Origin of the sequence: Nonomuraea glycinis, assembly GCF_014646515.1 — a bacterium.
Classification (GTDB): Bacteria; Actinomycetota; Actinomycetes; order Streptosporangiales; family Streptosporangiaceae; genus Nonomuraea; species Nonomuraea glycinis.
The window spans coordinates 130,694-157,664 of record NZ_BMNK01000004.1 but is presented as its reverse complement, the minus strand read 5'-3'; the positions used below and the strand labels follow the sequence as shown (position 1 = coordinate 157,664).

The following is a 26,971-nucleotide window of genomic DNA, read 5'->3' as shown; positions in this document are numbered from 1 at the left end:
GCGATCCGACGCGGGCGGGCGTATCCCGGCTTCGGGGAACAGCCGAACAGTCAGTAGTGGCAGGATGTCTTCGGCCTGGCCAGCGAGGGCCATCGTCACTGCCCTGATCGTCCTGCCTCGCCCTGCTTCATCTCAAAAGGAATCGTTCGTCCCATGTCTCACAGGAGTCTGACAGAGAGGGGCGGGGCGAGCCCGCAATGACAACGCGAGCCGGTGCGCCTTCGCAGGTCGTCCGGCTCGGTGTCCATCGCGATGTCACCTGGCCAAGACGTTGATCAGCACTTGTCGCTATCGACTGTTCGGCTGTTCCCCGAGGCCGAATATGCCTGACGTGCCTGACAAGATCACATTTCTCTGACCTGCGAGAAGGTGCCAACAACCCTAGATAACGATCGAGGTCCTTGCGGTCGTACAAGTCGACGTGGTCCGCGCCCGGGACGATCACGAGGTCGACGGTGTCGGGGGCCTTCGCTTGGACGTCCTCGGAGTAGTAGCGGGAGTGCGCGTCGGCGCCGGCCACCAGGAGGTCCTTGCGGGGCGCCAGCGTGTCGATGTCCGTCATCTGCTGGAAGGCGGAGAACGACATCGGCGTGGTCGCGGTCCACGCGGTGGTGGAGTTGATCGAGCGCGGGTGGTAGCCGCGCTCGGTGCGGTAGTAGTCGAAGAAGATCTTCGTGATCGGGTCGGCGTCCGCAGGGAGGGTCTTGGGCAGGACGCGGTTGGAGGGGGCGACGTTGCCGTTCTCGTCGAAGGGGACCTCGTGGGAGAGCCGCGCGTAGGTGCCGTTCTCGGCGTCGATCCAGCGCTGCCGGCAAGATCAGCGTGCGGGCCGAGAAGAAGGTCGAAAACGAGATCAGCAGTGAGTTCCGGCGGCTGCAGGGCAAGCACGGCATCTTGGCCCGGCTCGCCCAGGCGGCCCTGGACCTTTGACTACGCCGTGAGGCAGCCGGGCCAGCCGCGCTCAAGCAGGGCGGTGATGACGTCCAGGGTGTGGCGGGTGTCGGCATCGATGATGTTGGCCAGGTCGGGGATCTGCAGGACATGGCGGACCAGAAACCGGGCAGACGAGTCGTCGGCCGGCAGAGCGGCCTCTTGGGTGATGGCCGTGGTGAGCGGCTGCTGGGCCGCGGCCCAGGAGTGCAGCGCATAGTCGCGCAGTTCCGGGGTGGCCTGGATGACGTCGAGCGCGCGTCGCTGGTCAGGGGCGGGGTCGGGGACGAACGGGCCGCGCCCGGCCATGAAGTCGTGGAGCGCTTCCAGGACGCTCTGGCCGGGTGCGCGGCGGTGGACGGCGTTGACCAGGTCGGCGACGAGCTGGCTGCGGCTGCCGGGGAAGACCAGGCTGGCCTTGCCGTCGGGGAAGTAGGCGAACAGGGTGGCGATCGAGGTGCCGGCCGTTTCGGCGATCTCGCGGACACCGACGTCGTCGTAGCCGCGGGCGGCGAACAGCTCCAGCGCGGCATCGGTGATGGCCTGCCGGGTGGCGGCCTTCTTGCGTTCGCGTAGTCCCGGTGGGCGGGCCGGGGACGTAGGCGTTGCCTGCGGAGGGTGGTGCGGCGGCACTTGGCGTTCGGGGGCGGGCCAGCCGTGGGCGAGCAGGGCGAAACCTGTGTCGATCTCGGCGCGCGGATCGTCACGCTGCCAGGGCTGGGTGCGGTCCAGGACGAATCGGGCCAGCGCGCGGGCGGCGATGCCGGCGCCGGGGGCGTCCGGCCCGGCTTGGCGGATCTCCTCGGCCAGCTTTTCTTCGTGCCGTAGCCACATGCGGCGGGCGTAGTCGCTCAGCGCCGGGGTGCGGGCGACGAGGCCGAGGAACGCGACGGCGTCCGGGTCAGCGGTCGCCGCGCAGGCGCGGGCCAGCAGCCAGTCGCGCAAGGCTTCCAGAACCGATACGCCTCTTGGGCGGTCGCGCACCGCGGAGATCAGGCCGGCCTGGACATCGTCTTCCTCGTCGAAGACCAGGGACTCCTTGGTCGGGAAGTGCTTGAACAGCCCGCTCATCGACACATCCGCGGCCTCGGCCACGTCCTTGACGGCCACCCGGTCGAAGCCGTGCTCCAGGAACAGCTCCAGCGCGGCGTCGGCGATCGCCTGCCTGGTGCGGGCCTTCTTGCGTTCCCTGCGCCCGGTGGTGGCCTCGGTCATGCCCTCAAGTCTATGGCATTACCCGAAACAACTCCTTGAGTAGAGTTGTTATAGTTTCATAGCAACAACACGAGTGTGCTTGTTATTGTTTGACTTCGGGGTGATCGGCCATGGCCGACACGGCTGTCCCGCGGCCGCCCGCGCCGGCCGGACGCTCGATCCGGATGGTCCTGGTCGGGGGGGGGGGGGGCATGCCAGCGATGCTGCTGGGGTGTCGGACAACGCGATCGTGGGCACGGCGACGCCGACGATGGTGCCGCGCCACATCCACCCCTGCCCATCGGTCTCGATGCCCCCAGCACCTCGGTCCTGGTCCTCGGCCAGCTCGCCGACGATGGCGTGTGGCCGGGCCATTCCGGCCACACACTTCGGGCAGGCGGGCCTTGGCCAGCCACCGGCCGGAGCCGTCCATCACCTGCACATCGTGGTGGTCCTCGGCCCGGTCATCCCCCCACGAACAAGCGCAACGGTTCTCCCGTTCTCGATCCCGATCACCCTGAGCAGTCCAGCGGGAGAACCTCAGCAACCTAATCAAGCAGTGCTCACGCCCAGGTGGGCGGGCACGACATCCATCAGCGATCAACTCTCCCGGCCGATCGGCAGGGGCACGGTCTTTCACCAGGACTCAACGTCCAGGAAGCACAGAGTGCTCACCCGCCGGCGGCTATCACCATGGAGTCTGCCGGATGGCTTACTCCCAGAACTGATCAGGAAACTTCGATGAGCAAGCCGTACAGCGACGCCGCCAACATCCCGGTCAACGCGTCGCAACCCGTCCTCACCTACCACCCAGTCACCCTCGACGTTCCCGGCCGGCCCGTGCCGCTGCAGGTCAAGGTATCGATCCCCGCGAGCGGCACCGACCTGCCGCTCATCCTCCTGTCCCACGGGCACGGGATGGCGAACTTTCTGTCCTCCTACAACGGCTATGGGCCGCTGGCGAACTTCTTCGCCGCCCACGGATTCGCGGTCATCCAGCCGACCCACCTGGACTCGACGGCCCTCGGCCTGCGCGACACCGACCTCAAGGACGCGCCCCTGTTCTGGCGTGACCGCGCCACAGACATGCACAACATCCTCGACCGCCTCGACGACATCGAGGCCACCGTCCCTGGTCTCGCCGAACGGCGGATCGACAGGGATCGTGTCGGCGCCGTAGGACACTCCCTGGGCGGCAACACCGTCTCGCTCCTCCTCGGAGCCCGAATGCTGGACCCGAACGACGACCGCCCGAAGGACCTCTCCGACTCCCGGGTCAAGGCCGGAGTGCTCATCGGAGCTCCAGGCATCGGCAGCGACGACCACTTCGCCGACTGGGCCAAGACGAACTACCCGGTGCTGCAATACACCGATTTCAAGCAGATGACAGGCGTCGGCCTGATCGTCGCGGGCGACGAGGACCTCAACCCCTACTTCTCCGATCGGCTCAGCTACCGTTCTGACGCCTACTCGGCCAGCCCCGCCGGCAACAAGACTTTGCTGACCATGTACGGCGCCGGTCACATCTTCGGCGGCATCTCCGGATACGACGCCGCAGAGACGAACGACGAAAATCCCGAGCGCGTGGCGACCCTGCGGGCTCTCGTGTGGGCCTACCTGCGCAGCCGGCTCTACCCGGACGACCCGGCCTGGAAGAACGCGGTGAACGCCCTGGAGAACGGCGAACACCCGATCGCCAAGGTCGAAACAAGATAGTTCCGCGAGGCGGTGGGCGGCGCGACGGCCGCCGCCCACCGCACTTCATCGCACCGGGACCTTCCACCCCATCACAGATCGCACAGGAGCAATCGCCATGTGGACCACGTTCGCCGCAACCGTCGGCGGTAGCGCCGCCGGACTCACCGGCCTCACCTTCATCGTTGTCGCCTTCCGCTTCGACGTCGTCGCCGCCTCCCAGGCATACCGCAACCGCGCCGCGAAAATCGCCGCCGCCGGCTCCACCAACGGAATGGGCTTCTACGCCGCGAGTTCGCTGCTCGGCCTGACGTGGGGCGTCTAGGGGACGTGGATCTTCCTCACCCAGGCGGGCACGGACCAGACCAGCGCGGTAGCGAACGTGCATGACCAGCCCGGCACCCCTATAAGCCGCCTGACCGGACCCGCGCACTGAGGCGGTGCAGCCGCCGTGACGGACTGCAGCGAGGAGCCTCGCTCGCTAGGAAACGTTTCGCCCCCCATCCAGTCCCGACTATGCACATCCGGCCGCCATCATGTACGTGATAATGGCTTATTATCACGTACATGAGCGATCGCGATGCCGCGGCGACCAGGAGAACCGTCCCCGACGGGAGCGCACGACTCCGGCACGTTATCCGGTACATCGCCACCGACGTCGCCCGGCGGCCGGCATGAGTGCCGTGCCAAAGGTCGCCGCCCTGCACGGCGGACACGTCACCCTCGCCGCAGCCGCCGACGCCTACCTCGCCACCCCGCGCACGGCCAACCCCAACACCCACCGCGCCTACGCCTCCGCGATCGATCGCGTCATCGACCGCCTCGGCCGCGACCGGCCGCTCGCCGAGATCGCCGACGCCGAGATCGGCACTGCCCTCGCCGAACTGTGGGGAACGAGTGCGCCGGCGACCTGGAACCGCAACCGCGCCGCCATCGCCTCCTGGCTCGCCTGGTGCCGCACCAAGAAACACTGGGCCGCGCCGTCCGTCCCGACTGAGGCCGAACGCCGCAGGGAAACCACCGACGAGACCCGCGCGGTCGCCAAGACCACCATCCACCAGCTGCTGTCCCGCCGCGACATCCCGCTGCGCGAGAAGACCCTGTGGCGGATGCTCTATGAGACCGCGGCCCGGGCCACGGAGGTCCTGGCGCTCAACGTCGAGGACTTGGACCTGGAGCATCGGCGGGCGCCTGCCCGGTCCAAGGGCGGCGCGATCGAGTGGGTGTACTGGGAGACGGGCACTGCCCGCCTGCTGCCCCGCCTGCTCCGGCTCCCAGACGGCAGTACGCGCACGCAGGGGCCGGTGTTCCTGTCCGAACGGCACCCCGTCCCGGCCCGCCGTCCGGCCGCCGCCGACATCTGCCCGCACACCGGCCGCGCCCGCCTCGGCTACGACCGCGCCCGTGTCCTGCTGGACAAGTACGCCGGGCTCGACCTGCACCAGCTGCGTCACAGCGCCGCCACCCACCTCGGTGAGGCCGAAGTACCGCTGCATCTCATCATGGGCAAGACCCGGCACAAGAACCCCCGCACCGCCATGCGCTACGTCAAACCCGGCCCCGAAGCCATCGCCAAGGTCACCGAGGTGCTCGCACCCCGCCGCCGTACTCATTGACCCCCGTTGGAAGAGTCAGCTGACCGCTCCGGAACCATCCTCGGCCAGATAGCTCTGGATCTCCCCGGCCATCTATCGCTGGAGCTCGCAGCTACCTGGCGGCTGGGGACATGTTCGGGAGCGGAGGGCCTAATGGGGCGGATGTGCGAGCCGTCCAGGGGTCGTGCGGGACCCGGAACAGGAGGGTTGGACCGCGCGGAGACGAGGGAAGATCGCTCCCATACCTCCGCAAGAACGAGGGGGGACATCATCATGACCACGACCACCGGCGACACGGCGCGGGACCGGTCACAGCGCGACCAGCTGGCCGAAGGACTGATCGACCACGCGCCCTCCCTGACTCACCCGTGGAGCGAGGCGGTCGTCGACCGCCGCGGCGGCCGCTACGCCGATTTCCTCCACGTTGGTGCGGTAAGCTCCCAGTAGCAGCTAGCCAAATTTGGCTAGCTGCTACTGGGAGGGTTCGATGAAGCCGGTACGGCTGCTGGTCCTGGGCGCGCTGCGCAGGCGCGGGCGCGCCCACGGCTACCAGGTCGGCGCTGGGCGGCGATCCAGGTCCGTGGGGCGGCCGGGTGGAGGTCCAGCGCCGGGCCGGGGCCGTAGAGCTTGACGGGGTCGTTGGCGGCGATCCAGCGGTAGGTCTCCGCCACCCCGGCCGCCGTCACCGCGCCCAGCGCCATGGCCAGTCCTGCCTCGAACGCGTCCACGTCCTGCCCGGCGTAACGAACCTCGGGCCCGAAGGCCGCGGCCAGCTCGTGACCGGTCACCGCCTCGGGACCGCCGGCGTCCAGCACCCTGCCCTCCAGCCCGTCCCGGGTCAGCGCCGCGCGTCGGCTACCGCTCCACCGTCGGCTTCCACCTCGCCTTCAAGCAGTGGTACCGCCACACGCCGGGCGACCACCGCAAGGACCGAGCCCGGCCGATCGGCACCGGGCCCGCCCGCGCCGGCTGACAAGACCCCTCACCGGCCCGGCGCCCGTCACCATCCGCGCCCCGGAGTTCCGAGGTGTGATCGCCCGACGTCAGGCCAGGGGCGGGGGAGGAGGTCGTGTATCGCCCGAGGTCAGGTAGGGGGAGGCGGTCGGTGTGACCGCTCATGGGGCAGGCCAGTGGGCGAGGAGGTGGTCGGTGTTGTCGCCCCGGTCAGGCCAGGGGGCGGGCCGGGGGGAGGCGGAGGCGGTCGACGGCCTCGCGGCGGGTGCGCTCGGGGCGGCGGTCGTAGCGGGCGGTGGTGGCTGGGGAGGAGTGGCCCACCAATGCCTGGGCGGTCGCCAGGTCCACGCCGGCGTCCAGCAGTTCGCCGATGAAGGTGCGGCGGAAGTCGTGCGCGGTGCGCGGGGACGCGCCCGCCTCGCCCAGCCGGCGGGCCAGGATGTCGGCGATGCCCTGCCCCGTCAGCCCCACCGGCCGGTCGTCGCGCAGCCGCAGCCGCCCGGCCTTGCTGATCGGGCTGAACAGCGCCCCCGGCGTCCGGCCCCGCACCCTCAGCCAGCGCTCCAGCAGGCCGATCGCCTCGGCCGTCAGATAGACCAGGCGCTCCTTGTCGCGCTTGCCGCGCACCCGCAGCGAGCGGGCGCCCGGATCGTAGTCGGCGAGCGTCAGCCCGCCGACCTCGGCGCGCCGGCAGCCGGTTGAGTACAGCACCGCGATCAGCGCCGCGTCCCGCGTCCCGGCCGCCGAGTCGTCGCAGGCCGACAGGGCCGCCCCGACGACCTCCGGCGGCACGTGCTGCCCGGTGGGCAGGCGGCTCTGCCGTACCGGAGCCAGGTCGGAGGCGCGCGCGTAGTCCTCGGCGCTGGTCTGGCCGAGCCGCCAGGACTCCTTGAGCACCCTGCGCAGCGCCACCAGGTGCTTGTTGACGTAGGCGGCCGACCAGCCCTGCTCGGTCAGCAGCGTGCGGATGCGCACGGTGTGCTCGTAGCGCAGCAGGTGCCACGGCTGGCCCGCACCGGTGACGGACTCGTCGCCGGTGAGCAGCCGGGCCAGCCGGTCGAGGCAGCCGCGCATGGTGCGCCGCGACTCCGGGCTGGTCAGCGAGGCGAGGTAGATGTGGTAGGGGTCGCGGGCCGGCTCGACGGGCGACGCCGCCAGGTCGGGCACGGCGGGCAGGCTCATGGGGTGATCTTAGAAGCCGGGCGGTGCTCCCTGAACGCGGAAGCGACGGACAGGCCCCCGCCGCACCGGTGATCAGATGTGCGGCGGTCCGGAGAGCGCCGCTGTCACGAGCCCAGGCCGGCCACGCCTTCCAGGAGCCGGTCCACGTCGGAGCGGTCGTTGTAGTGGACCAGGCCGGCCCGCACCGCGCTGCCCGCGTCGCGGATGCCGAGCACGGCGGTGAGCTCCCAGGCGTAGTTGTGGCCGTTCCACACGTTCACGCCGCGCGCCGCCAGGTGCTCGGCCACCTCCAGAGGCGTGCGCCCGGCCACGGTGAAGTACGCGGTGGCGGTACGCCTGGCGGGCTTGCCGTACACGGTGACGTGCGGCATCGTCTCCAGGCCCGCCAGCAGGACCCCGAACAGCGCCAGTTCGTGCTCCTCCGCGGCCGTCATCGAGGCCAGCAGCCGCTCGCGGCGCGTCCCCGTGCCGGGTGCCAGCGCGGCCAGATGGTCCACGGCCGCCGTCACCCCGGCGAGGTCGGCGAAGGCGGCGGTGCCCCGCTCGAACCGTTCGGGCACCGTGTCGGAGGAGGAGGCCAGCTTGTCCGGCCTGACCGTCTCCAGCAGGGCCGGGTCGGCGACGACCGCGCCGATGTGCGGGCCCGACCACTTGTAGGCGCTGGTGGCGTAGAAGTCGGCGCCCAGCGCCCGCATGTCGACCGGGCCGTGCGCGGTGGCGTGCACCCCGTCCACGTACGTCAGCGCCCCGGCCCGGTGCGCCAGCGCGGTGATCGCGGCCACGTCGGGGCGGGTGCCGAGCACGTTGCTCGCCGCCGTCACGGCCACCAGCCGGGTGCGCTCGCCGATCAGCTCGCGGTACTGCTCCACCGGCAGCTCACCGGTCACCGGATCCGCCTCCGCCCAGCGGATCGTCGCCCCGGTCTGCACCCACGGGCGCACGTTCGCGTCGTGGTCCAGCCGTGACAGCACCACCTCGTCACCCGGCCCCCACTCCCTGGACAGCGCCCCGGCCAGCCGGTAGGTGAGGGTCGTCATGTTGGGGCCGAGGACGACCCCGTCGGGGTGCCCGCCGACCAGGTCGGCGACGGCCGCCCGGCACGCCGCCACGATCGCGTCCGAGCGGTGGCTGGCGGGGAAGGCGCCGCCCACGTTGCCGAGCCCGGCCCGGTAGGCGCCGGCGATGGCGTCGATCACCGCCTGCGGGACCTGGGTGCCCGCCGCGCCGTCGAGGTAGGCGTGGCCGTCGGCCAAGGCGGGGTAGGCGGAACGTACTGATTCGATAGGAAAGTGCATGAAGGGTTCATGCTCACCCTGCGGAACCTCAACCGGGCCATCCCGGCACGTGCTGGGCCGCCGACTTGAAGTGGGGGGCTGAGTCTGGTTGGTTCAAGGCGGAAGTGGCACCATTTCACCATGTCCCAGCTGACCGCCCTGGACGCGCAGTTCCTGCACTTCGAGACCGCCACGAACGTCGCCAACATCGCCGGCCTGGCCATTCTCGAGGGGAGCCTCAACCGCGCCGACCTGCAGGACCTGCTGCAGGCGCGGCTGCCGTACGTCCCGGCGCTGCACCGCAAGCTGGCCCCGGTGCCGTTCGGGCTGGACCACCCCTACTGGGTGCGCGAAGACGATCTCGACCTCGACTATCACGTACGGGAGATCGGGCTGCCGCCGCCGGGGGACGACAGGCAGCTGGCCGAGCAGGTGGCCCGGCTGCATCCGCGCCGCCTGGACCGGGGCAAGCCGCTGTGGGAGATCTACCTCATCCACGGGCTGAGCGGCGGGCGTACCGGACTCTATGTGAAGATCCATCACGCGGCGGTGGACGGCGTCGGCGGCGCGGACGTGCTGGCCGCGCTGCTCGACCTCGGGCCCGTCCCCGCGCCCCCGCCCGAGCACGAGCCCGAGGTCGACGATCCGCCGCCCGGCCCGGCCGAGATGGTGGCGCGCGGGCTGTCCCGGATGGCCGGCAACCCGGCGCAGGCGCTGCGGTTCGTCGCGCGCGCGGCGCCGCACCTGGACGAGATCCCCATCGTGTCGGCGCTGCCCGGCAGCGGGACCGTCGCGGCGCTGGCGCGCCGGGCCGCGGGCAGTGGGCAGACGCCCGAGCTGCCGTCGCTGCCCGCGCCGAAGACGCCGTTCAGCGGCCCGATCTCCGCGCATCGGCGCTTCGCGTTCGTCGCGCTGCCGTTGGAGGAGTTCAAGGCGGTGCGCAAGGAGTTCGACGTCACCGTCAACGACGTGGTCATGGCGGTGTGCGCCGGAGCGCTGCGGCGCTGGCTCGCCGGGCATGGCGGGGTGCCGGACCAGCCGCTGGTGGCCGGGGTGCCGTTCTCGCTGCGCGCGGCGGGTGACGAGGGGACGGGCAACCAGGTCACGATCATGACCGCGCCGCTGGCCGTGCATCTGGAGGATCCGGTGGCCCGGCTGCACGAGGTGCGGCTCGCGATGCAGCGGATCAAGGACCGGTTCTCGCTGTCGCCCGCGCGCTGGCTGCGCGAGTTCAGCGAGTCGATGCCCGCCGCGCTCATGGGGCTGGCCTCCAGGTCGGCGTTCGGGCTGGTCGGGCATACCGTGCCGCCGATCAACGTGTTCATCTCGAACGTGCCGGGCCCGCAGTTCCCGCTGTACGTGTCCGGCGTGCGGCTGCTGCACCACTATCCGGTCTCGGTGATCACCGACATGAGCGGCGGGGTGAACATCACCGCCTTCTCCTACGACGGCTCACTCGACTTCGGGGTGGTCACCGACCGGACGATGGTGCCGGACGCGTGGGAGCTGGCCGGGCATCTGCGCGAAGCGCTCGACGAGCTGCTCAACGCGGAAGCTTCCTTTCCGCAATAACTCCTAGCCTGCCGGTATGAAGCTGAACCGCCGGGTGCTCAACCGTACGACGCTGGACCGCCAGCTCCTGCTCGCCCGCTCGCCGCTGTCCCCGCTGCGGGCGATCGAGCGGCTGGTCGCCCTCCAGGGACAGGACGTCAACCCGCCGTACTACGGCCTGTGGTCGCGGCTGGCCTCCTTCACCCAGGAGGACCTGACCTCCCTGCTGTACGGCAGGCAGGTCGTACGCGGGTCGCTGCTGCGCAGCACCCAGCACCTGGCCCTGGCCGACGACTACCTGTGGCTGCGGCCGATGATGCAGGCGCCGATGTCGCGGGCCCGGCAGGCCGGGTTCGGCCGGGCCACCGGCGAGGTGGACCTGGACGAGCTGGTGACGCTGGCCCGCGGGCACCTGGCGGGCCGTACGCTGACCCGGCCCCAGCTCCGCGACCTGCTCCTGGAGCGCTGGCCGGAGGTCGAGCCGATGGCGCTCGGCTGGTCGGCGCAGGCGCTGGTGCCGGTGGTGCACGCCCCGCCGAGCGGCGTCTGGAACCGGGGCGGGGCGACGCCGTTCACGCTGGCCGAGGAGTGGCTCGGCAGGCCGCTGGACGACGCCCCGCCCATCGAACGGCTCGTCACCCGCTATCTGGCCGCCTTCGGCCCCGCGAGCGTGATGGACGTGCAGATGTGGTCAGGCTTGACCCGGTTGCGGCCGGTGATCGAGGCCATGCCTTTGCGGAAATATCACGACACTGAGGGTCGTGTCCTCTACGACCTGCCGGACGCGCCGCTCGCCGAGGAGGACGTGCCCGCTCCCGTGCGGTTCCTGCCCGCCTTCGACAACCTCATCGTCGCCTACGCCGACCGCACCCGGATGATGACGGACGAGCAGCGCAAGGCCGTGTGCGTGGGCGCCGTCATCTTCCCGACCTTCCTCGTCGACGGCATCGTCGCCGGCATGTGGGACATCAAGGACGGCGTGCTGGAACTGCGGCCCTTCGGCCCGCTGCCGGAGCGAGCCATGGCCGAACTCGCCGCCGAGGGCGCCGGCCTGCTCGCCTTCGCGGGCGCGCCGGGCGGCACCCTCGCGTGGCGGCACCCCTCGGAAGGCCGGCGGGCGAGCGCTTAACCGAGGTAGTCGCGCAGCGCCATCGCCCTGGACGGGTGGCGCAGCTTGGACATCGTCTTGGCCTCGATCTGCCTGATCCGCTCGCGGGTCACGCCATAGATGCGGCCGATCTCGTCGAGGGTCATCGGCTTGCCGTTGGTCAGGCCGTACCGCATGGAGATCACGCCCGCCTCGCGCTCGGACAGGTCGTCCAGCAGGGCGCGCAGCTGCTGCTGCAGCAGCGTGAAGGAGACGGCCTCGGCGGGGGAGACGGCCTCGGTGTCCTCGATGAGGTCGCCGAACTCGCTGTCGCCCTCCGTCCCGAGCGGCGTGTGCAGGGAGATCGGCTCGCGGCCGTAGCCCTGCACCTCGATCACCCGATCGGTGGTGAGCTCGGTCTCGGCGGCGATCTCCTCCGGGGTGGGCTCACGGCCGAGGTCGCTCTGCAGCGTCCGCTGGGCCCGCGCGACCTTGTTGATCATCTCGACCATGTGCACCGGGATGCGGATCGTGCGCGCCTGGTCGGCCATGGCCCTGGTGATCGCCTGCTTGATCCACCAGGTGGCGTAGGTGGAGAACTTGTAGCCGAGGCGGTAGTCGAACTTCTCGATCGTCCGGATCAGGCCGAGATTGCCCTCCTGGATCAGGTCGAGGAAGAGCATGCCGCGGCCGGTGTAGCGCTTGGCGATGGACACCACCAGGCGCAGGTTGGCCTCCAGCATCCGCTGCCTGGCCCGGTCCCCGTCGTCGGAGATCCATTCGAGATCGGCGCGGAGCTCACCGCTGAGGCCGTCCTCGGTGTCCAGCCGCTCCCTGGCGAACAGCCCGGCCTCGATGCGCTTGGCCAGGTCGATCTCCTGAGAGGCGGTCAGGAGCGGCACCCGCCCGATCTCCTTGAGGTAGGTCTTGACGGAGTCGGTGCCGATGACTGAGGTCGTGTTGTCGTCCAGGTCGACGACAACCTCTGCTGCTGCTTGGGTCAAGGCGATCTCCTCGCTCGGGTTGGACGGAGTCGGCGGCGGCGCCGGCGTCGGGTGCGTGTCGAGTTCGGGAAATCGGCCCCCTACCACGAGCGGGAGAATTGTTCACCCCCTAAGCTACCCAACGGCACCGACAGCTTGTGACGCCCGTCTCAACCGGGTTCGAAGGACAGCCAGGCCGCGGTCGCGTCGTCGTGCGCCTTCCCGCGCACCGGGCCGTGCGCCCGCTCCTGCTCGCGCACCAGCGCCGTCAGGTCCTCGGGTGCCTGCGCGGCGCCGCTGACCAGGAGCTCCCAGGAATATCCGTACCAGTCGGCCAGTCTCGTCACCCCGTCGGTGAACAGGGCGATCCCGCGCAGGTCCGCCACCGGCGTCGAGCCGGTCAGCGCCTGCGCCACCGCCTCGGGGCAGGTGCTCGCCACCCAGAACCCACCGGGCCTGTTGCGCAGCGACGCGACCAGCTCCAGCGAGTACGGCCGGCCGCCGGGCAGGTGCTCCAGCCGGTCGTCGGTGACGACCGTGACCGTGCCGTCGCGATGCCACAGCCCGATGGCGCAGTCGCACAGCACCAGATGGTCGAGCCGGTCGCCGCGGCGGCGGGCGATGGCGACGGTGCAGGAGGGGGAGTTCGGGTTGCCCAGATCGCAGGTCGCCGCGTGCGCGTCCATGGTGGCGGCGATGGCCCGCGCCAGGACGCCGGGCAGGGACTCGTCGCCGTCGAGGCGGACCGCCAGTGCCCCGGCCAGGGTGCGCACCAGCCAGCTCACGTCGTGCACGCACCCGGAGTCGACCCCCTGCGGTGCGGTCGCGCCGTCCAGCACCACCACCCAGGACGGCCCGGCGATCACGTAGTCCTCGTTGACGCCGCCCGGCGCGGCGACGGTGGCATAGCGGACCCGCGTCATCGAACTCCTCGGAATGGCCGTGCGCCTTCGCGGGTAACCGTCATGGAGAAAGGCTGCGCAAATGGCGATTCAAGAGTGTCACGCGAGCCGCTCGGCGGTTCGGGCAGGTGATTTACATTCCCTTCAGGACGGCCGTGCCCACCTCTCCGGCCCGTGACAGAGGCTGGATCTACCTTTGGCGGTACATCACATGACACGCCCTCGTTCGAGCCTCGTCCACCAGGCCTCGTACGCGCTCAAGCACCCCCACAAGGTCGTGCCGCACCTGCGCAGACTCGCCCGCGACTCGTGGCTTCGCCTGCGCTCCCGCGACCACGTCGCCTACTACCGGGCGGTCATGAAGTCCGACACGGCGCGCAGCCCCGAGGGGGCCGTCGGGTCCCACTCGCACAAGCGCTGGCTGGCGCTGGGCCGCATGCAGTTCGACTATCTGGTGGAGCACGGGCTCAAGCCCGAATGCCGCATGCTGGAGATCGGCTGCGGCAACTTGCGGGCCGGGCGGTTGTTCATCGACTACCTGCACACCGGCAACTACTACGGCATCGACATCTCGCCGGACATCCTCATGGCCGCCCACGACACCGTCGCCACGCACGGTCTGCGCGACAAACTGCCCTACCTCACCCCGGTACGCGACCTGCGCTTCGCCTTCCTGCCCGACGAGCACTTCGACGTGGTGCACGCCCACAGCGTCTTCTCCCACTCGCCGCTGGAGGTGATCGACGAGTGCTTCGCGCACATCGGCCGGGTCATGCGGCCGGCGGGCTGGTTCGACTTCACCTTCGACCGCACCGAAGGCAAGGAGCACCAGGTGCTGCGCGAGGACTTCTACTACCGCACCGAGACCCTGGTGGCGCTGGCCGACCGGCACGGACTGGACGCCGCGTTCATGGACGACTGGGAGCGGGGACCGCACAAGCAGTCGAAGATCCGGGTCACCAGGCGGCGATAAAACCCGGATGCGCGCCGTACCCGCTGGTCATTAGGGTGCTGCGGGTGAGAGACGTCCGCGCGCTGCCCAAGGCCCACCTGCACGTTCACCTGGAGAGCACGGTACGGCCCGGCACCGTGCGCGATCTCGGCGGCGAGCCGGCGCCGCAGGAGGGGTTCGCGAGCTTCCGCGCCTTCGCCGACCAGCGGGGGCGCGTGCGCGACCTGCTGCGCACGGCCGCCGACTTCCGGCGGGTGGCGCTGGAGTTCTGCGAGGACGAGGCGGCGCAGGGGACCCGCTACGCCGAGGTCACCTTCACCGCGGCCGCCCACGGCGAGCGGCTGGGGGCGCCGGAGATGCCGCTGGAGGCGGTGCTCGACGGCCTCGCCGAAGGCGCCCGGTACGGCATCGAGTGCCGGGTGCTGCTCGACCACTCCCGGCGGCGGCCCGTCGAGCGGCTCTGGCGGACCTACCGGCTCGCCACCCGCTACGAGCACGTGATCGGGATCGGGGTGGCCGGTGACGAGAGCCACCCGCTGGCGCCGTTCGCCGAGGTGTTCGAGGCGGCCAGGGACGCCGGTCTGCGCCTGGTGCACCACGCGGGGGAGTTCGCCGGGCCCGCCAGCATCCGCGAGGCCCTCACCCTCGGCCACGCCGAACGGCTCGGCCACGGCATCCGTGTGCTGGAGGACCCCGCCCTGGTGGAGGAGGTGCGCGAACGGGGCATCCCGCTCGAGGTCTGCCCCACCTCCAACGTCCTGCTCGGCGTCGTCCCCGCGCTGGCGGCCCATCCACTGCCGCTGCTGGGCGCCGCCGGCCTCGTCGTCACGCTCAACACCGACGGCGAGACCGCCCTGGCCGACGAGTACGGCCGCGCGCGGGACGTCTTCGGCTACGGTGACCCGGCGCTGGCCGGGCTGGCCAGGGCCGGCATCGAGGCGTCGTTCGCCCGGCCGGAGCTCAAGGCCGGCCTCCTGGCCGGGGTGGACGCCTGGCTCGCGGCCCCTACCGCCCTCTGAGGGACCATCAGGCGTGCTTGCCGGCCGCGAGCCCGCGGCCGAAGGTCCGCTCGACGGCGATGCGGGTGAGCCAGCCCAGACCGGCGGTGAACAGCGGTGGCCACATGATCGGGCCGAAGCTGTGGCGACCCGCTTGTCGCGAGGACGGTAGTAAGCGGTCGCGCGGCAGCCGGGTGCCCCCCAGGTGCTGCCAGCCCTGGCGCGGCTCGTCGTGGCTGCCGGTCTGGACCTCCGCCGGCGTGCTGACCCGGGCGGGCACCGGCCGCGGGACGGGCAGTACGGGCGGGGCGGGCACCACGAGGACCGGATGCACCACGGCCGGTCGGTGGCACGGGTGCCTGCGGGGCCACGCGCACGGTCCTGAGCGACCTCCGGCGCGGGCGTACCCACAGCGGAGAGATCGCCGGGAAGGCGGCCTTAAGACGCCACGGGCGCAGGTGGGCCGGACCTGGGTGAGCGACACGTCGAAACTCCTCGAACGAGACTGTCCCCCCAGGCCTACCGCTCGTCAGGTGGATCCATGCCCAACGGCTGCCCATGTTTGCGGGTGCGTCAGGTCAGGAAATCTCAGGCATGCGGCCCCACGGTGACCGCGCCGACGGTGAGCCGGGGCCTGCCCTCCAGGATCTCCCCGACCCGGGCCACCTGCTCGTCGAGCTCGTCCAGCCGCGCCCGGCCGAGCTCGGCCAGAGGCTCCACCGTGACGTCGATCCTGCTGCCCGAGCGGCGCTGGTGCCACACGCCCGCCACCTGCCCGTCCACGAGCAGCACCGGGAAATTGCCCGCCTGCCCGCCCGCCAGCGCCCGCTCGGCGGCCGGTCCCGGATACAGCAGCTCGCGCGGCATGCCCGCGACGAGGTAGGCGTCGAAGTACGGCAGCAGCCGCACCCCTCGCGGCGCTTCGTCGGGCACCTCGGTGTCGCCGGCCACCACCCAGGCGCGCTCGCCCTCGAAGAGGACCTGCTCCAGCTCCATCGACGCGAACAGCGCCTCGGCCCACCGCTTCGGCGCGCCCAGCCACCGGGCGAACTGGCCGGAGGTCGCGGGACCGTACGCGCTCAGATAGCCCTTGACCAGCTCGGCCCGCCCGTCGGCGGGACGGAGACCGCCGGGTGGGGCGGTGTAGGTGACCTTGCGGCCCCTGACCGGGCCGAAGACGAACGCGCCCCGGTGCGCCGCCAGGCCCATCACCTGCCGCCAGCGCGGCCACATCGTCTGGAAGGCGGGCATGACCGGCTCGCCCGCCCACGGCCCGGTGGCGGCGACGACCGCGTCGGTCAGCTCGTCGATCGTCAGGCATGTCCCGTCCAGCACCGTGCGGATGGCCGCCACCACCTCGTCGGTCTGCTCCGGCGTCATCCGGACGCTCTCGGCGAAGGGGCTGCGCCCCGTGGGCAGCGACGACAGGGCGCCCACCCATCCGGGCAGGTCGCAGGCGGGAAGCACATGTACGGTGCCGCGTGGCCCGTACGTCTTGACCAGGCTGCGCTCCTCCCACAGCGCCCGGCGTACGTCCGCGCGGGTGGCCTTCTCCAGGCGGAGCGCGATGGACAGCTCGCTCGCCGACATCACCTGCGCGTGCGCCCCGCACATCGCGGTCACCACCTGCGCAGGGGTCCCGTCCTGGACCGGCGCGGCCAGCCCGGCACGCGCCAGCCTCCTGGCGCTGACCTGCTGCCACGACATCTCGATCACACGTCCTCCTCAAGCTGTACGACCAGGGTAGAAGCCATCGCGGAACGTCCGCGTCCGCATTTATCTGGAAATTTCAGGCGTTGTACGGTCGAGTCCCGGCATGCAGGGAGGGCTGTTTGACAAGTATTTTTTTCGGTGCGATCGTGGGCGCATGTACGAAGTGGCAGTGATCGAGGACCCCGCGGCAGCGGAGGCGTCGCTCGACCCCATGCGCTCCAAGCTGCTGGCCCAGCTGGTCGAGCCCGGCTCGGCCACCTCCCTGGCGGCCAAGGTCGGCCTGGCCAGGCAGAAGGTCAACTACCACCTCCGGACGCTGGAGCGGCACGGCCTGGTCGAGCTCGTCGAGGAGCGCAAGAAGGGCAACGTCACCGAGCGGGTCATGCAGGCCACGGCCGCCTCGTTCGTGATCTCCCCGACGGCGCTGGCCTCGGTGCAGCCCGACCCCGCCAGATCCCCCGACCGGCTGTCGGCCCGCTGGCTGCTGGCCCTGGCCGCCCAGCTCGTCCGCGACGTCGGCTCGCTGGTCACCGGCGCGACCGAGGCCCGCAAGCGGGTGGCCACCTTCGCCATCGACGGCGAGATCCGCTTCGCCTCCGCGGCCGACCGCGCCGCCTTCGCCGAGGAGCTGGCCGGCGCCGTCACCTCGCTGGTGAGCAAATACCACGACGAGAGCGCCGAGGGCGGCCGCGACCACCGCCTGGTGGTCGCCGTGCACCCCGCCGTGACGAAGGAGCACTGAGGTGGGCCACGAGTTCGAGCTTCCCCAGGAAGCTCTGGTGGAGGCGACGCCCGAGGAGGTGTGGGAGGCCATCTCCACCGGCCCTGGCATCGACTCATGGTTCATGGGCCGCAACGAGGTGGCGGGGGGCGTCGTCAGCACCGCCTTCGGCGGCATGGACCTGCCGGCCTCCACCGTGACCGCCGCCGAGCCGCCGCACCGCTTCGCGCACACCAGCGGCACGGCCGAGGACGGGCGGTTCGTCGCCTACGAGTTCCTCATCGAGGGCCGTGACCGGGCGAGCACCACCGTACGCATGGTGACCAGCGGCTTCCTGCCGGGCGACGACTGGGAGACCGAGTTCGAGGCGATGGCCGGCGGTCTGGCGATGTTCTTCGCCACCCTGGTGGAATACCTCGGCCACTTCGCGGGCCGGACCGCCACTCCCCTCACGGAGTTCGGCCCGCCCATCACCGACTGGCCGCGCGCCTGGGAGATCCTGTACGCCGAGCTGGGGCACCCGTCGGCAGGCGACAAGGTCCGCTTCGCACCTGACGGCCTCGCCCCCGTCGAAGGCGTCGTCTACCACCTCGGCCCCCAGACCCTCGGGGTGCGCTCCGACGACGCCCTTTACAGATTCCTGCAGGGGATGGGCGGCACGATGATCGCCTCCCACCACCTGTTCGGCGCCACCGAGAACCAGAGCCCCGCCTGGCACACCTGGCTCCACCGACTCTACGACTGAGACCGACGCGCCTGCCGCCGGCGACGTTACGGCCGAGGTCCGCGCGCCTGGTTCCAGTGGCTTTACGGCTGAGGTTTACGCGCCCTGATGGCCAGCACGACCGGCACGGCCCCGCCGCTCTCGGCGAACCGCTCCAGCACCAGCCCCGCCTCCAGGAACGCATGCAGCAGGTCCGGCACCGGCCAGTGGCTCGCGCCCACCTTGTCGCGAACCCCCTGGTCGGTCCAGGACTTTTTCGTCCAGCGGCCGTCGAGGTAGCCGGGCCGTACCAGCACCTCCTCGGGGTCGGTCCGGTCGGCGAACCCGCCGCAGAAGCACGGGTGCACGCCGACGTGCACGAACATCCCGCCGGGCCGCAGCACCCTGGCCACCTCGCGCAGCACCGCAGGGTAGCCGGGCATGTCGGTGTGCGCCATCATCGCGATCACGGCGGGCAGCCGGGCGTCGCGCACCGGCAGCCGCCCAGCGTCGCCGCGTACGGCCGGGAGGCGGCCCCGGGCGTGTCGCAGCATCCCGGCGGACAGGTCGACGCCCGCCGGCGTCCAGCCGAGCTCACGGACGAGTGCCGCGTGCACGCCCGTGCCGCAGCCGATCTCCAGGCAGGGTCCCCGCCCCTCGCCCAGCAGGTCGCGCAGCACCCGCTGGAGGCCCAGAGGGTCGCCCCGGGAGAGGAACTCCTGCTCGTACCAGTCGGCGATCTCGTCATAAGCGGCCTTCACCCCTCCAAACGACCATGAATCCATGCCGGTGGCCAGCTTTTCCGCCAACGGCTCAGGACACAGGGCCACAGGGGCGAGGAAGAGGCGGTCGGTGCGCGCGTCGAGACCCGTCTCGCGCAGGATCCGCACCAGGTTCTCGATCGCCGCGAACCAGTTCTCGGGCCCGCGCTCGGCCCTTCTCCGGGCGCACGGCCAGGACCGGCCCTGGAACCCGTGTGGTCCCAGGGCCGACCCGTTGATCATCAGCCGCCGAAGCCGTCCAGGCCCCACCAGCCCGGCTGCAGCCACTCGTGGTGGTGGTGGCCGTGATCGTCGTCCTTGTCGTCGTCCTTGTCGCGCATGTGGTCGTTCTTGTCGTCGTCCTTGTCGCGCCTGTGGTCGTTCTTGTCGTCGTCCTTGTCCCGCCGGTCGTCCTTCTTGTCGTCATCGACCCTGTAGATCACGCGACCCTTGCACGCACTGGCGTCCCGGGTGCCCGCGGTGACCGAGTGCTGGTCGATGCGGAGCCAGGTTGCGTCCTGCTGGGCGTCCAGGACACACATGGACGCCCGCTGGTTCCGCTTGTCGTCGTCGGCGGCGGCTGTACCCACCATGGCCGTGGCCATGGCAGCGGCGGCCAGCAGCACCCCGCCAGCGGCGATGAAACTACCCTTCATGATCCCCCCTGATCACTTAGTGACATCGATTCGTCACTGTACGTATTCGTGTCTCCCCCCTGTGCCACTACGCCACACCTGGCCGGGTGAACTTGTATTACTCCTGGTCAGACGGCTACTTAGGCACCTTTTTCGCGCGAGATCACCTTCCCTGGACGCGCCCGTGCGGTCACGTTCGGTAGTCGGCGTTCGCGGCAAATCCCCCGCCGTCAGACGTCGGCGAGACGAGGTCACGGCGTAGATCGCGCTTGACCCTTTTCATAGATCGCGAACCGACTTAACGTCTCAATCACGCCCCCACCCGCGTCACAGGAGCCCGCATGACGAAACCGGCTGACGCCGCGTTGTCCGATGAGGGAATCGTCCGCGACGACTACGCGCTCCAGCGCGTGCCCCCCAACGCCCGCTACGGCTGGGCCACCGTGGCCGTACAACGATTCGGCCTGCTCAGCGCCCTGTCCCAGTTCCTGCTCGGCGCCACCCTCGGCATGGGCATGACCTTCTGGGACGCCGTGCTCGCCATCACCATCGGCGCCGCCATCCTGGAGCTCGCCGCCATCGCCGTCGGCGTGGCCGGGATGCGCGAAGGAATGTCCACCACCCTCCTGGCCCGCTGGGCCGGGTTCGGCCGCTACGGCTCCGGCCTCGTCGGCGTCGTCCTCGCGGTCAGCCTGCTCGGCTGGTTCGGCGTCCAGTCCGCCGTGCTCGGGCAGGGCCTGGCCGCCCTGCTCGGCGGTCCGCCCGTCTGGGTCTGGTCGGTGCTCGGCGGCCTGGTCATCACCGCCATCGTGGTGCACGGGTTCGCCGGCATGGCCTGGACCGCGTGGATCACCGTGCCCGCCTTCCTTGCCCTGGCCGGCTGGGCCATCGCCGTCGAGCTGGCCAAGCAGCCGCTCGGCGACCTCGTGGCCTCCGCCCCTCCCGGCCCCGTCATCAGCCTGGCCCAGGGGGCGACCCTGGTGGCGGGCGGATTCATCGTCGGCGCGACGATCAGCCCGGACATGTGCCGGTTCAACCGCAGCGCCGCCGACGTCGTCAAGCAGACGATCGTCGGCATCACTCTCGGCGAGTACGTCCTCGCCCTCGTCGGCGTCCTGCTCGCGCACGCGCTGCGTACCGGAGACGTGGTCGCCATCGTCACCACCACCTCCGGCGTGGTCGGCACCATCGTGCTCGTCACCGCCACACTCAAAGTGAACGACTGGAACCTCTACTCCTCCTCGCTCGGCGTCACCAACGCCCTGGACACCGCCTTCGGCCTGCGGGTCAGCCGCGCCAAGGTCACGATCGCCCTCGGCCTGGTCGGCACCGCGCTCGCCGCGTTCGGCATCGCCGACCACCTGGTGGGCTTCCTGATCCTGCTCGGCGTCGCCGTGCCGCCCATCGCAGGCATCCTGATCGCCGAGTATTACGTGGTCCGCCGCTGGCGGGCCGACCTGGCGGAGTCCCGGGCCCGCGGCGAGCTGCCCGCCTCGGCGCCAGGCTGGGTGCCCGCCGCGCTCATCGCCTGGCCGGCCGCCGCCCTCATCGGCCACTTCGTGACCTGGGGCATTCCCGCCCTCAACGCCCTGGTGGCGGCGTTCATCCTGTACGCGGTCATCGGCCGCCTGAGCGCGAAGCCACGCACCACCTGATCAGCGGGAGCACCAGTGCGCGTAGGGATCGACGTAGGCGGTACGCATACCGACGCCGTCCTCATGGACCAGACCACCGTCGTAGCCGAGATCAAGACCGCGACCACTCACGACGTCACCGGCGGCGTCGTCACCGCGCTGCGCCGGCTGCTCGCCGCCGGCCGGGTCGACCGCGCCCGCATCACGGCCGTGATGATCGGCACCACCCACTTCACCAACGCCCTCGTCACCGGCCGCGGCCTCGCCCCCACCGCCGTCGTCCGGCTGGCGCTGCCCGCCACCGCCGCGCTGCCGCCCCTCGTCGACTGGCCGCACCGGCTGCTGACCGCGATCCGGCCCAGCGTCCACCTGTGCGACGGCGGCCACGAGTTCGACGGCCGCCCCATCTCCCCGCTGAACCCGGAGCAGCTCAAGCGGGTCGCCGCCGCCATCGAGGCGAGCGGCATCCGCAGCGTCGCCGTCTCCTCGGTGTTCTCGCCCGTCAACACCGAGCTCGAGGAGCAGGCCGCCGCCATCCTGCGCGCCGAACTCCCGTACCTGCACATCAGTCTGTCCCACCAGATCGGCCGGGTCGGTCTGGTGGAGCGGGAGAACGCCACCGTCGTCAACGCCTGCCTGCGCGACCTCGCCGACGACATCGTCGAGGCGTTCGAGCAGGCGCTGCGCACCGTGGGGGTGGCCGCGCCGCTGTTCCTGTCGCAGAACGACGGCACCCTCATGGACGCCGACCACTGCCGCCGCTATCCCGTCGCCACCTTCGCCTCCGGCCCCACCAACAGCATGCGCGGCGCGGCGTTCCTGGCCGACCGGGCCGACTGCGCCGTGGTCGACATCGGTGGCACGACCACCGACGTGGGCGTGCTCACCGGCGGCTACCCGAGAGCCGCCACCGGCGAGGTGGACATCGGCGGCGTCCGCACCAACTTCCGCATGCCCGACGTGCTGTCCATCGGCCTCGGCGGCGGCAGCCACGTCACCCACGCCCTGGGATACAGACCGGGCACGGAGTACGGACCGAACCGGCGACAGGGCTGGTGCGGCGACGGGCGCGGCGAAGCAGACAGGCACGGCGGCGCTGACAGCCGCGGTGAAGCTGACAGGAATGGTGGAGCCGACAGACGGGGTGGCAGGGACAGACACGGTGGCAGTGACGGATACGGCGGCTCAGGCAGGCAGGGTGGCAGGGACAGGCATGGTGGCAGTGACGGATACGGCGGCTCAGGCAGGCAGGGTGGCGCCGGCCGGCAGGCGAGCCGGGACGGGCTGGCGGTCGGGCCGCAATCCGTCGGCTATCAGCTCACCGAGCAGGCGCTCGTCTTCGGCGGCTCCGTCCTGACGGCCACCGACCTCGCCGTCGCGGCCGGCCTGGCCGACATCGGCGACCCCGCCCTCGTCCGCCACCTCGACCCCGACCTGGTCCGGCGCGGCATCGACTGGATGGCCGCCCGCGTCGCCGACCTGGTCGAACGGATGCGGGTGTCCGCCGCGCCGCTGCCGGTCATCATCGTCGGCGGCGGCAGCGTCCTCATGCCCGCGGAACTGCCCGGCATCCCCTCCGTACACCGCCCGGAACACCACGCGGTCGCCAACGCGATCGGCGCCGCCATCGGCCAGATCGGCGGCGACGTGGACCGGCTGTTCGCGATCACCGCCACGCACACCCGCGAGGACGTCCTCGACCAGGCGCGCACGGAGGCCGTCGAACGTGCCGTCGCGGCCGGCGCCGCCCGCGACACCGTCGACGTGGTCGAGATCGACGAGGTCCACGTCGGCTACCTGCCCGGCAACGCCGTACGGGTCCGCGTCAAAGCGGTCGGCGACCTCGACCTCGCCCGCCATAGCCGCACGGAGGAGGAGCCCCAGTGGGTTACGCCCTGACCTTCGAAGGACTGCGCGACCTGGCCGAAGGCGCGGCGGTCCTCGGCACCGGCGGGGGAGGCGATCCCTACATCGGCCGCCTCCTCGTCGAACAGCAGCTCAAAGCGGGCCGCACCGTCACCATCATCGACGCCGCGGAGCTGCCCGACGACGCCCTCGTCATCCCGTCGGCGATGATGGGCGCCCCCACCGTCTTCATCGAGAAGCTGCCGTCCGGCGCGGGCAACATCGCCGCCCTGCGCGCCCTCGAAGCCCACCTCGGCCGGACCGCCGCCGCCACCATGCCGATCGAGTGCGGCGGCCTCAACAGCATGATGCCGCTCCTGCTCGGCGCCCAGCTCGGCCTGCCGGTCGTGGACGCCGACGGCATGGGCCGCGCCTTCCCCGAGCTGCAGATGGAGACCTTCGCGGTCTACGGCGTCTCCGGCTCGCCCATGGCCATCGCCTCCGACCACGGCGACACCGGCATCATCAACGCCACCGACAACCGCCGGATGGAGTGGCTGGCCCGCGCCATGACCATTCAGATGGGCGGCGCTTCCTACATCAGCGACTATCCGATGGACGCCGCCACCGTCCGCCGCACCGCGGTGCCCGGCACGCTCACCCTCGCCCGCCGCCTCGGCGCCGCGCTCCGGCAGGCCCGCGCCGAGCACGCCGACCCCTTCCAGGCGCTGGCCGCCGCCCTGTCCGGCACGCTCTACACGCACGGCCTGGTGCTGTTCAGAGGCAAGGTGACGGACGTGGACCGCAAGACCGTGGACGGCTTCGCCCGCGGCCACGTCACCCTCGCCGACCTGGCGGATCCACGCGACCAGCTGGAGATCACCTTCCAGAACGAGCACCTGGTCGCCCGGCGCAACGGCCGGGTGGTGGCCATCGTCCCCGACCTGATCTGCACCCTCAACAGCGAGACGGGCACCCCGGTGACGACCGAAGCGCTGTCGTACGGCCAGCGCCTGACGGTCTTCGCCATCTCCACCCCCGATCTCATGCGCACCCCCGACGCCCTCGACTGCTTCGGCCCCACCGCCTTCGGCCTCGCCGACCCCTACACCCCCGTCGAACACCTCACCGCCGTCCCCTGACACCCCGCCAAAACTTACGCTCCCACGACACCCACACCCACAGCCTTCGGCTGCGCCGCCGAAACCCGCGCTCCCACTACACCCACAGCCTCCGGCCAGTCCCGTTGGCAGCCCCAGACCAGCCCCGTTGGCAGTCTCCGGCCAGTCCCGTTGGCGCGTCAGAGGAAGGCGGCCACCACGGTGGCGAAGTCGTCAGGGGTGATGATCTCCACGCCCAGGGACTCGGCCTTGGCGCGCTTGGATCCGGCCTTCTCGCCCGCCACCAGCAGGCCCGTCTTGGCGGAGACGCTGGAGGACGACTTGCCGCCGGCCCTCTCGATCAGCTCGTTCATCTCGTTGCGGGACAGCTCGCCCAGTTTGCCGGTCATGGAACCCGTGACCACGACCGTCTTCCCGGCGAGCGGCAGCTCCATGACCGGGTCCCCCAGGGCGGCCTCTCCCGGGCCACCGGCCACCCCGGCCTCCTCGCCGTCGACGGCTCCGGCGGCCGACGCGACGCCGCCCGGAGCGGGCGGCGTGACGCCCGGCTCGGTCATGTTGACGCCGGCCGCCCTCAGCTTGTCGATCAGCGGGAGCAGCTCCGCCAGCTCGGCCAGCATGAGCGTCGCCTTCTCCTTGCCCATGCCGTCGACGACCTGGATGGCCTCGGAGTCGGCCGCGAGGATGGCGTCCATCGTGCCGAAGTGCCGTGCCATCCGGCGGGACATCGACCGCCCGGTGCCGCGCACCCCGAGCGCGCAGAACACCCTGCTCAGCGGCCTGCTCTTGGCCTGCTCGATGGCCGCCAGCAGCTTGTCGGTGCTGGTCTCGCCCATCCGGTCCAGGTCGAGGATCTGCTCCCGGGTGAGGGTGAACAGGTCGGCGAAGTCCACGATGAGCCCGGCGTCCATCATCTGGACGATCCGGCTTTCCGCCAGCGTCTCGATGTCGAGCTGGTCGCGCCCGGCGGCGTAGAGGATGGAGGCGACGGCCTTGCAGGCACGACCCTGCACGCACCGCCACCGCTCCTGCGACTTGTCGATCTCGCTCCCGCAGTTGGGGCAGACCTCGGGGATGGGGATCTCCTCCTCCTCACCCGTACGCAGATGCACCACGGGCGCCTCCACCCGGGGGATCACGTCGCCCGCCTTGTACACCATGACGGAGTCACCGAGCTTGAGCCCGCGCCGGGCGATGTCGGCGGGGTTGTGCAGCGTGGCGTAGTTGACCTTGCTGCCGTCGAGCTCGACCTCCTTCAGCCTGGCCCGTGGGGCGATGATGCCGGTGCGGCCGACGCCCCATTCCACCCCCAGCAGCTTGGTGATCTTCTCGGTGGCGGGCAGCTTGTAGGCGATCGCCCAGCGCGGCACCCGCGTGCCGAACCCGGCCTCCGCTTGGTCGGCCGCGCTGTCGGCCTTGATCACGATGCCGTCGATGCCGAACGGCAGCTCCGGCCGGGCGGTGGCCAGCTCGCCGATGCGCTCCTGGATCCGCTCAAGGGAGGTGGCCACGATGCCGGCGACGGGCGTCGCCGCCGTGGTCGACACGCCGAGCTCGGCGACCAGCCGCATGACCTCGCTGTGCGGCAGCTCGCGCAGCCGGGTGGCGAGCTCGGAGTCGTCGTCCGGAGGCAGCGGCAGCGCGCCGTAACCGAAGAAGGTCAGCTCGCAGACATAGGGCCGGTCCTTGGCGCGCAGCGTGCCCGCCGAGGCGCTGCGCGGGTTGGCGAAGGTCGTGCCGTCGTGCGCCTGCCGCTTGGCGCAGGCGTCCTCGAACTGCTCATTGGTCATCAGCACCTCGCCGCGGATCTCGACCGTCACCGGCTCGGCCAGCTCTGGCGGCAGCCCGACGATGGTGCCGATCCCGTGCGAGACGTCCTCACCCGCCGCGCCGTCCCCCCTGGTGACGAGCTGGACCAGCCGTCCCCCGTGGTAACGGGCCGAGATGGCCAGGCCGTCGAGCTTGGGCTCCACGCTGTAGGCCGCGACGGGACGGTCGAGCCGCCGCTCCAGCCCGGCCACCCACTTGGCCAGCGCCTCGGCCGAGAACACGTTGTCCAGGCTGAGCATGGGCACCGTGTGCGGGACATCGCCGACCACCGCCCCACCGGCCACCTTGCCGGTGGGGGAGTCGGGCACCACCTCGTCGGGGTGCTCGGCCTCGTAAGCCTGGATGCCACGGAACAACCGGTCGTAGGAGTCGTCGTCCAGCGACGACTCGCCCGCGCCGTAGTAGGCCGCGTTGGCGTCCACTGCCAGTTGCACCGCCGCCACGTAGGCGGCGTGGTCGGGCAGGACGGTGATGGGGGGCGCGTCAGTCATGGTCCTATCGTGCCGTGTCCCACCGACAATTTCCGCCCTGCCCGCCGCCTGCTCGGTAAAGCCCTCACCTGCGGCTCAGCCCCGTATCGGCGGGCCGGAAGGAGACCGGCACGGCGATACGGGGCTGTATCGGCGGGCCGGAAGGCGAGACCGTGCACGGTGAGCGCGACGCGGCCCCGAAGGTTGTTCGTATTCACCCCACCCGCCAGGCGAGTGCTAC

At 71.1% G+C, this 26,971-nt stretch carries 23 protein-coding genes and 1 pseudogene; 13 read left to right on the top strand and 11 right to left on the bottom strand.

Annotated features, from left to right (window positions below; genetic code table 11):
* Positions 1–930 precede the first annotated feature (930 nt).
* Complete coding sequence (locus tag IEY87_RS14185; protein WP_189139089.1) at positions 931–2,145, bottom strand: TetR/AcrR family transcriptional regulator; 1,215 nt, start codon at positions 2,143–2,145, stop codon at positions 931–933.
* A gap of 720 nt (positions 2,146–2,865) precedes the next feature.
* Here IEY87_RS14185 and IEY87_RS14180 point away from each other — a divergent pair.
* From IEY87_RS14180 to IEY87_RS14165, 4 genes are all read left to right on the top strand, one after another.
* A complete protein-coding gene (locus IEY87_RS14180) occupies positions 2,866–3,840 on the top strand; it encodes an alpha/beta hydrolase family protein (RefSeq protein WP_189139088.1) in 975 nt (324 codons plus the stop codon).
* Between the two features lie 97 nt (positions 3,841–3,937).
* Complete coding sequence (locus IEY87_RS14175; RefSeq protein ID WP_189139087.1) at positions 3,938–4,144, top strand: hypothetical protein; 207 nt, start codon at positions 3,938–3,940, stop codon at positions 4,142–4,144.
* A gap of 349 nt (positions 4,145–4,493) precedes the next feature.
* Positions 4,494–5,435 (top strand): tyrosine-type recombinase/integrase, encoded by a 942-nt coding sequence (locus IEY87_RS14170; RefSeq protein WP_189139086.1) that lies wholly within the window; start codon positions 4,494–4,496, stop codon positions 5,433–5,435.
* Between the two features lie 252 nt (positions 5,436–5,687).
* Positions 5,688–5,861, top strand: coding sequence for a hypothetical protein (locus tag IEY87_RS14165; RefSeq protein ID WP_189139085.1), 174 nt, complete (start codon positions 5,688–5,690; stop codon positions 5,859–5,861).
* A gap of 17 nt (positions 5,862–5,878) precedes the next feature.
* Here the strand turns inward: IEY87_RS14165 and IEY87_RS14160 are convergent, their stop codons facing one another.
* From IEY87_RS14160 to IEY87_RS14150, 3 genes are all read right to left on the bottom strand, one after another.
* On the bottom strand, positions 5,879–6,229 hold the full coding sequence (locus IEY87_RS14160; RefSeq protein ID WP_189139084.1) for a hypothetical protein: 351 nt from the start codon (positions 6,227–6,229) through the stop codon (positions 5,879–5,881).
* Between the two features lie 349 nt (positions 6,230–6,578).
* Positions 6,579–7,550 carry a tyrosine-type recombinase/integrase gene (locus IEY87_RS14155; protein ID WP_189139083.1) on the bottom strand — a complete coding sequence of 324 codons (972 nt, stop codon included), beginning with the start codon at positions 7,548–7,550 and terminating at the stop codon, positions 6,579–6,581.
* A 104-nt stretch (positions 7,551–7,654) separates the two neighbouring features.
* The gene (locus tag IEY87_RS14150) at positions 7,655–8,845 is read right to left on the bottom strand and encodes a cysteine desulfurase-like protein (protein ID WP_189139082.1); all 1,191 of its coding nucleotides are present in this window, start codon (positions 8,843–8,845) and stop codon (positions 7,655–7,657) included.
* A gap of 120 nt (positions 8,846–8,965) precedes the next feature.
* On the opposite strand from IEY87_RS14150, the gene IEY87_RS14145 reads away from it, so the two are divergent.
* Together IEY87_RS14145 and IEY87_RS14140 are read left to right on the top strand one after the other, a co-directional pair.
* Positions 8,966–10,396: a WS/DGAT/MGAT family O-acyltransferase gene (locus IEY87_RS14145; RefSeq protein WP_189139081.1), complete on the top strand. Its 1,431-nt coding sequence runs from the start codon at positions 8,966–8,968 to the stop codon at positions 10,394–10,396.
* A gap of 16 nt (positions 10,397–10,412) precedes the next feature.
* Positions 10,413–11,504: a winged helix DNA-binding domain-containing protein gene (locus IEY87_RS14140; protein WP_189139080.1), complete on the top strand. Its 1,092-nt coding sequence runs from the start codon at positions 10,413–10,415 to the stop codon at positions 11,502–11,504.
* Here IEY87_RS14140 and IEY87_RS14135 read toward each other — a convergent pair.
* Together IEY87_RS14135 and IEY87_RS14130 are read right to left on the bottom strand one after the other, a co-directional pair.
* A pseudogene (locus IEY87_RS14135) lies at positions 11,501–12,400 on the bottom strand (RNA polymerase sigma factor); the annotation flags it as partial. The gene IEY87_RS14140 and the pseudogene IEY87_RS14135 overlap by 4 nt on opposite strands.
* Before the next feature lie 215 nt (positions 12,401–12,615).
* Complete coding sequence (locus IEY87_RS14130) at positions 12,616–13,368, bottom strand: protein phosphatase 2C domain-containing protein (RefSeq protein WP_189139078.1); 753 nt, start codon at positions 13,366–13,368, stop codon at positions 12,616–12,618.
* Positions 13,369–13,558: 190 nt separating this feature from the next.
* Between IEY87_RS14130 and IEY87_RS14125 the strand changes: the two genes are divergently transcribed.
* Together IEY87_RS14125 and add are read left to right on the top strand one after the other, a co-directional pair.
* Positions 13,559–14,320, top strand: coding sequence for a class I SAM-dependent methyltransferase (locus IEY87_RS14125; RefSeq protein WP_189139077.1), 762 nt, complete (start codon positions 13,559–13,561; stop codon positions 14,318–14,320).
* 44 nt (positions 14,321–14,364) lie between these two features.
* Positions 14,365–15,318 (top strand): adenosine deaminase, encoded by a 954-nt coding sequence (gene add / locus IEY87_RS14120; RefSeq protein WP_189139076.1) that lies wholly within the window; start codon positions 14,365–14,367, stop codon positions 15,316–15,318.
* 7 nt (positions 15,319–15,325) lie between these two features.
* Here the strand turns inward: add and IEY87_RS14115 are convergent, their stop codons facing one another.
* Positions 15,326–15,634, bottom strand: a complete 309-nt coding sequence (locus IEY87_RS14115; protein WP_189139075.1) for a hypothetical protein — start codon at positions 15,632–15,634, stop codon at positions 15,326–15,328.
* A 251-nt stretch (positions 15,635–15,885) separates the two neighbouring features.
* On the bottom strand, positions 15,886–17,004 hold the full coding sequence (locus IEY87_RS14110) for a winged helix DNA-binding domain-containing protein (protein ID WP_189139411.1): 1,119 nt from the start codon (positions 17,002–17,004) through the stop codon (positions 15,886–15,888).
* A gap of 160 nt (positions 17,005–17,164) precedes the next feature.
* On the opposite strand from IEY87_RS14110, the gene IEY87_RS14105 reads away from it, so the two are divergent.
* Positions 17,165–17,752, top strand: a complete 588-nt coding sequence (locus IEY87_RS14105; RefSeq protein WP_189139074.1) for an ArsR/SmtB family transcription factor — start codon at positions 17,165–17,167, stop codon at positions 17,750–17,752.
* 1 nt (position 17,753) lies between these two features.
* On the top strand, positions 17,754–18,476 hold the full coding sequence (locus IEY87_RS14100; RefSeq protein WP_189139073.1) for an SRPBCC family protein: 723 nt from the start codon (positions 17,754–17,756) through the stop codon (positions 18,474–18,476).
* Between the two features lie 62 nt (positions 18,477–18,538).
* Here IEY87_RS14100 and IEY87_RS14095 read toward each other — a convergent pair whose 3' ends face one another.
* Together IEY87_RS14095 and IEY87_RS14090 are read right to left on the bottom strand one after the other, a co-directional pair.
* Positions 18,539–19,438, bottom strand: a complete 900-nt coding sequence (locus IEY87_RS14095) for a class I SAM-dependent methyltransferase (protein ID WP_225277343.1) — start codon at positions 19,436–19,438, stop codon at positions 18,539–18,541.
* Positions 19,438–19,851: a hypothetical protein gene (locus tag IEY87_RS14090; RefSeq protein ID WP_189139072.1), complete on the bottom strand. Its 414-nt coding sequence runs from the start codon at positions 19,849–19,851 to the stop codon at positions 19,438–19,440. Before IEY87_RS14090 ends, IEY87_RS14095 begins: the two co-directional genes overlap by 1 nt.
* Positions 19,852–20,171: 320 nt before the next feature.
* Here IEY87_RS14090 and IEY87_RS14085 point away from each other — a divergent pair, with 320 nt between their 5' ends.
* Genes IEY87_RS14085 through IEY87_RS14075 form a run of 3 tightly spaced genes read left to right on the top strand, consistent with a single transcriptional unit; the run spans position 20,172 to position 24,451 of the window.
* Positions 20,172–21,485 carry a purine-cytosine permease family protein gene (locus IEY87_RS14085; RefSeq protein WP_189139071.1) on the top strand — a complete coding sequence of 438 codons (1,314 nt, stop codon included), beginning with the start codon at positions 20,172–20,174 and terminating at the stop codon, positions 21,483–21,485.
* Between the two features lie 15 nt (positions 21,486–21,500).
* Entirely contained in the window at positions 21,501–23,363 is a 1,863-nt protein-coding gene (locus IEY87_RS45715; protein WP_225277344.1) for a hydantoinase/oxoprolinase N-terminal domain-containing protein, read from the top strand.
* On the top strand, positions 23,348–24,451 hold the full coding sequence (locus IEY87_RS14075; protein ID WP_189139070.1) for an S-methyl thiohydantoin desulfurase family protein: 1,104 nt from the start codon (positions 23,348–23,350) through the stop codon (positions 24,449–24,451). The genes IEY87_RS45715 and IEY87_RS14075 overlap by 16 nt, the downstream gene beginning before the upstream one ends.
* Before the next feature lie 158 nt (positions 24,452–24,609).
* Here the strand turns inward: IEY87_RS14075 and ligA are convergent, their stop codons facing one another.
* Positions 24,610–26,751: an NAD-dependent DNA ligase LigA gene (gene ligA / locus IEY87_RS14070; RefSeq protein WP_189139069.1), complete on the bottom strand. Its 2,142-nt coding sequence runs from the start codon at positions 26,749–26,751 to the stop codon at positions 24,610–24,612.
* Positions 26,752–26,971 lie beyond the last annotated feature (220 nt).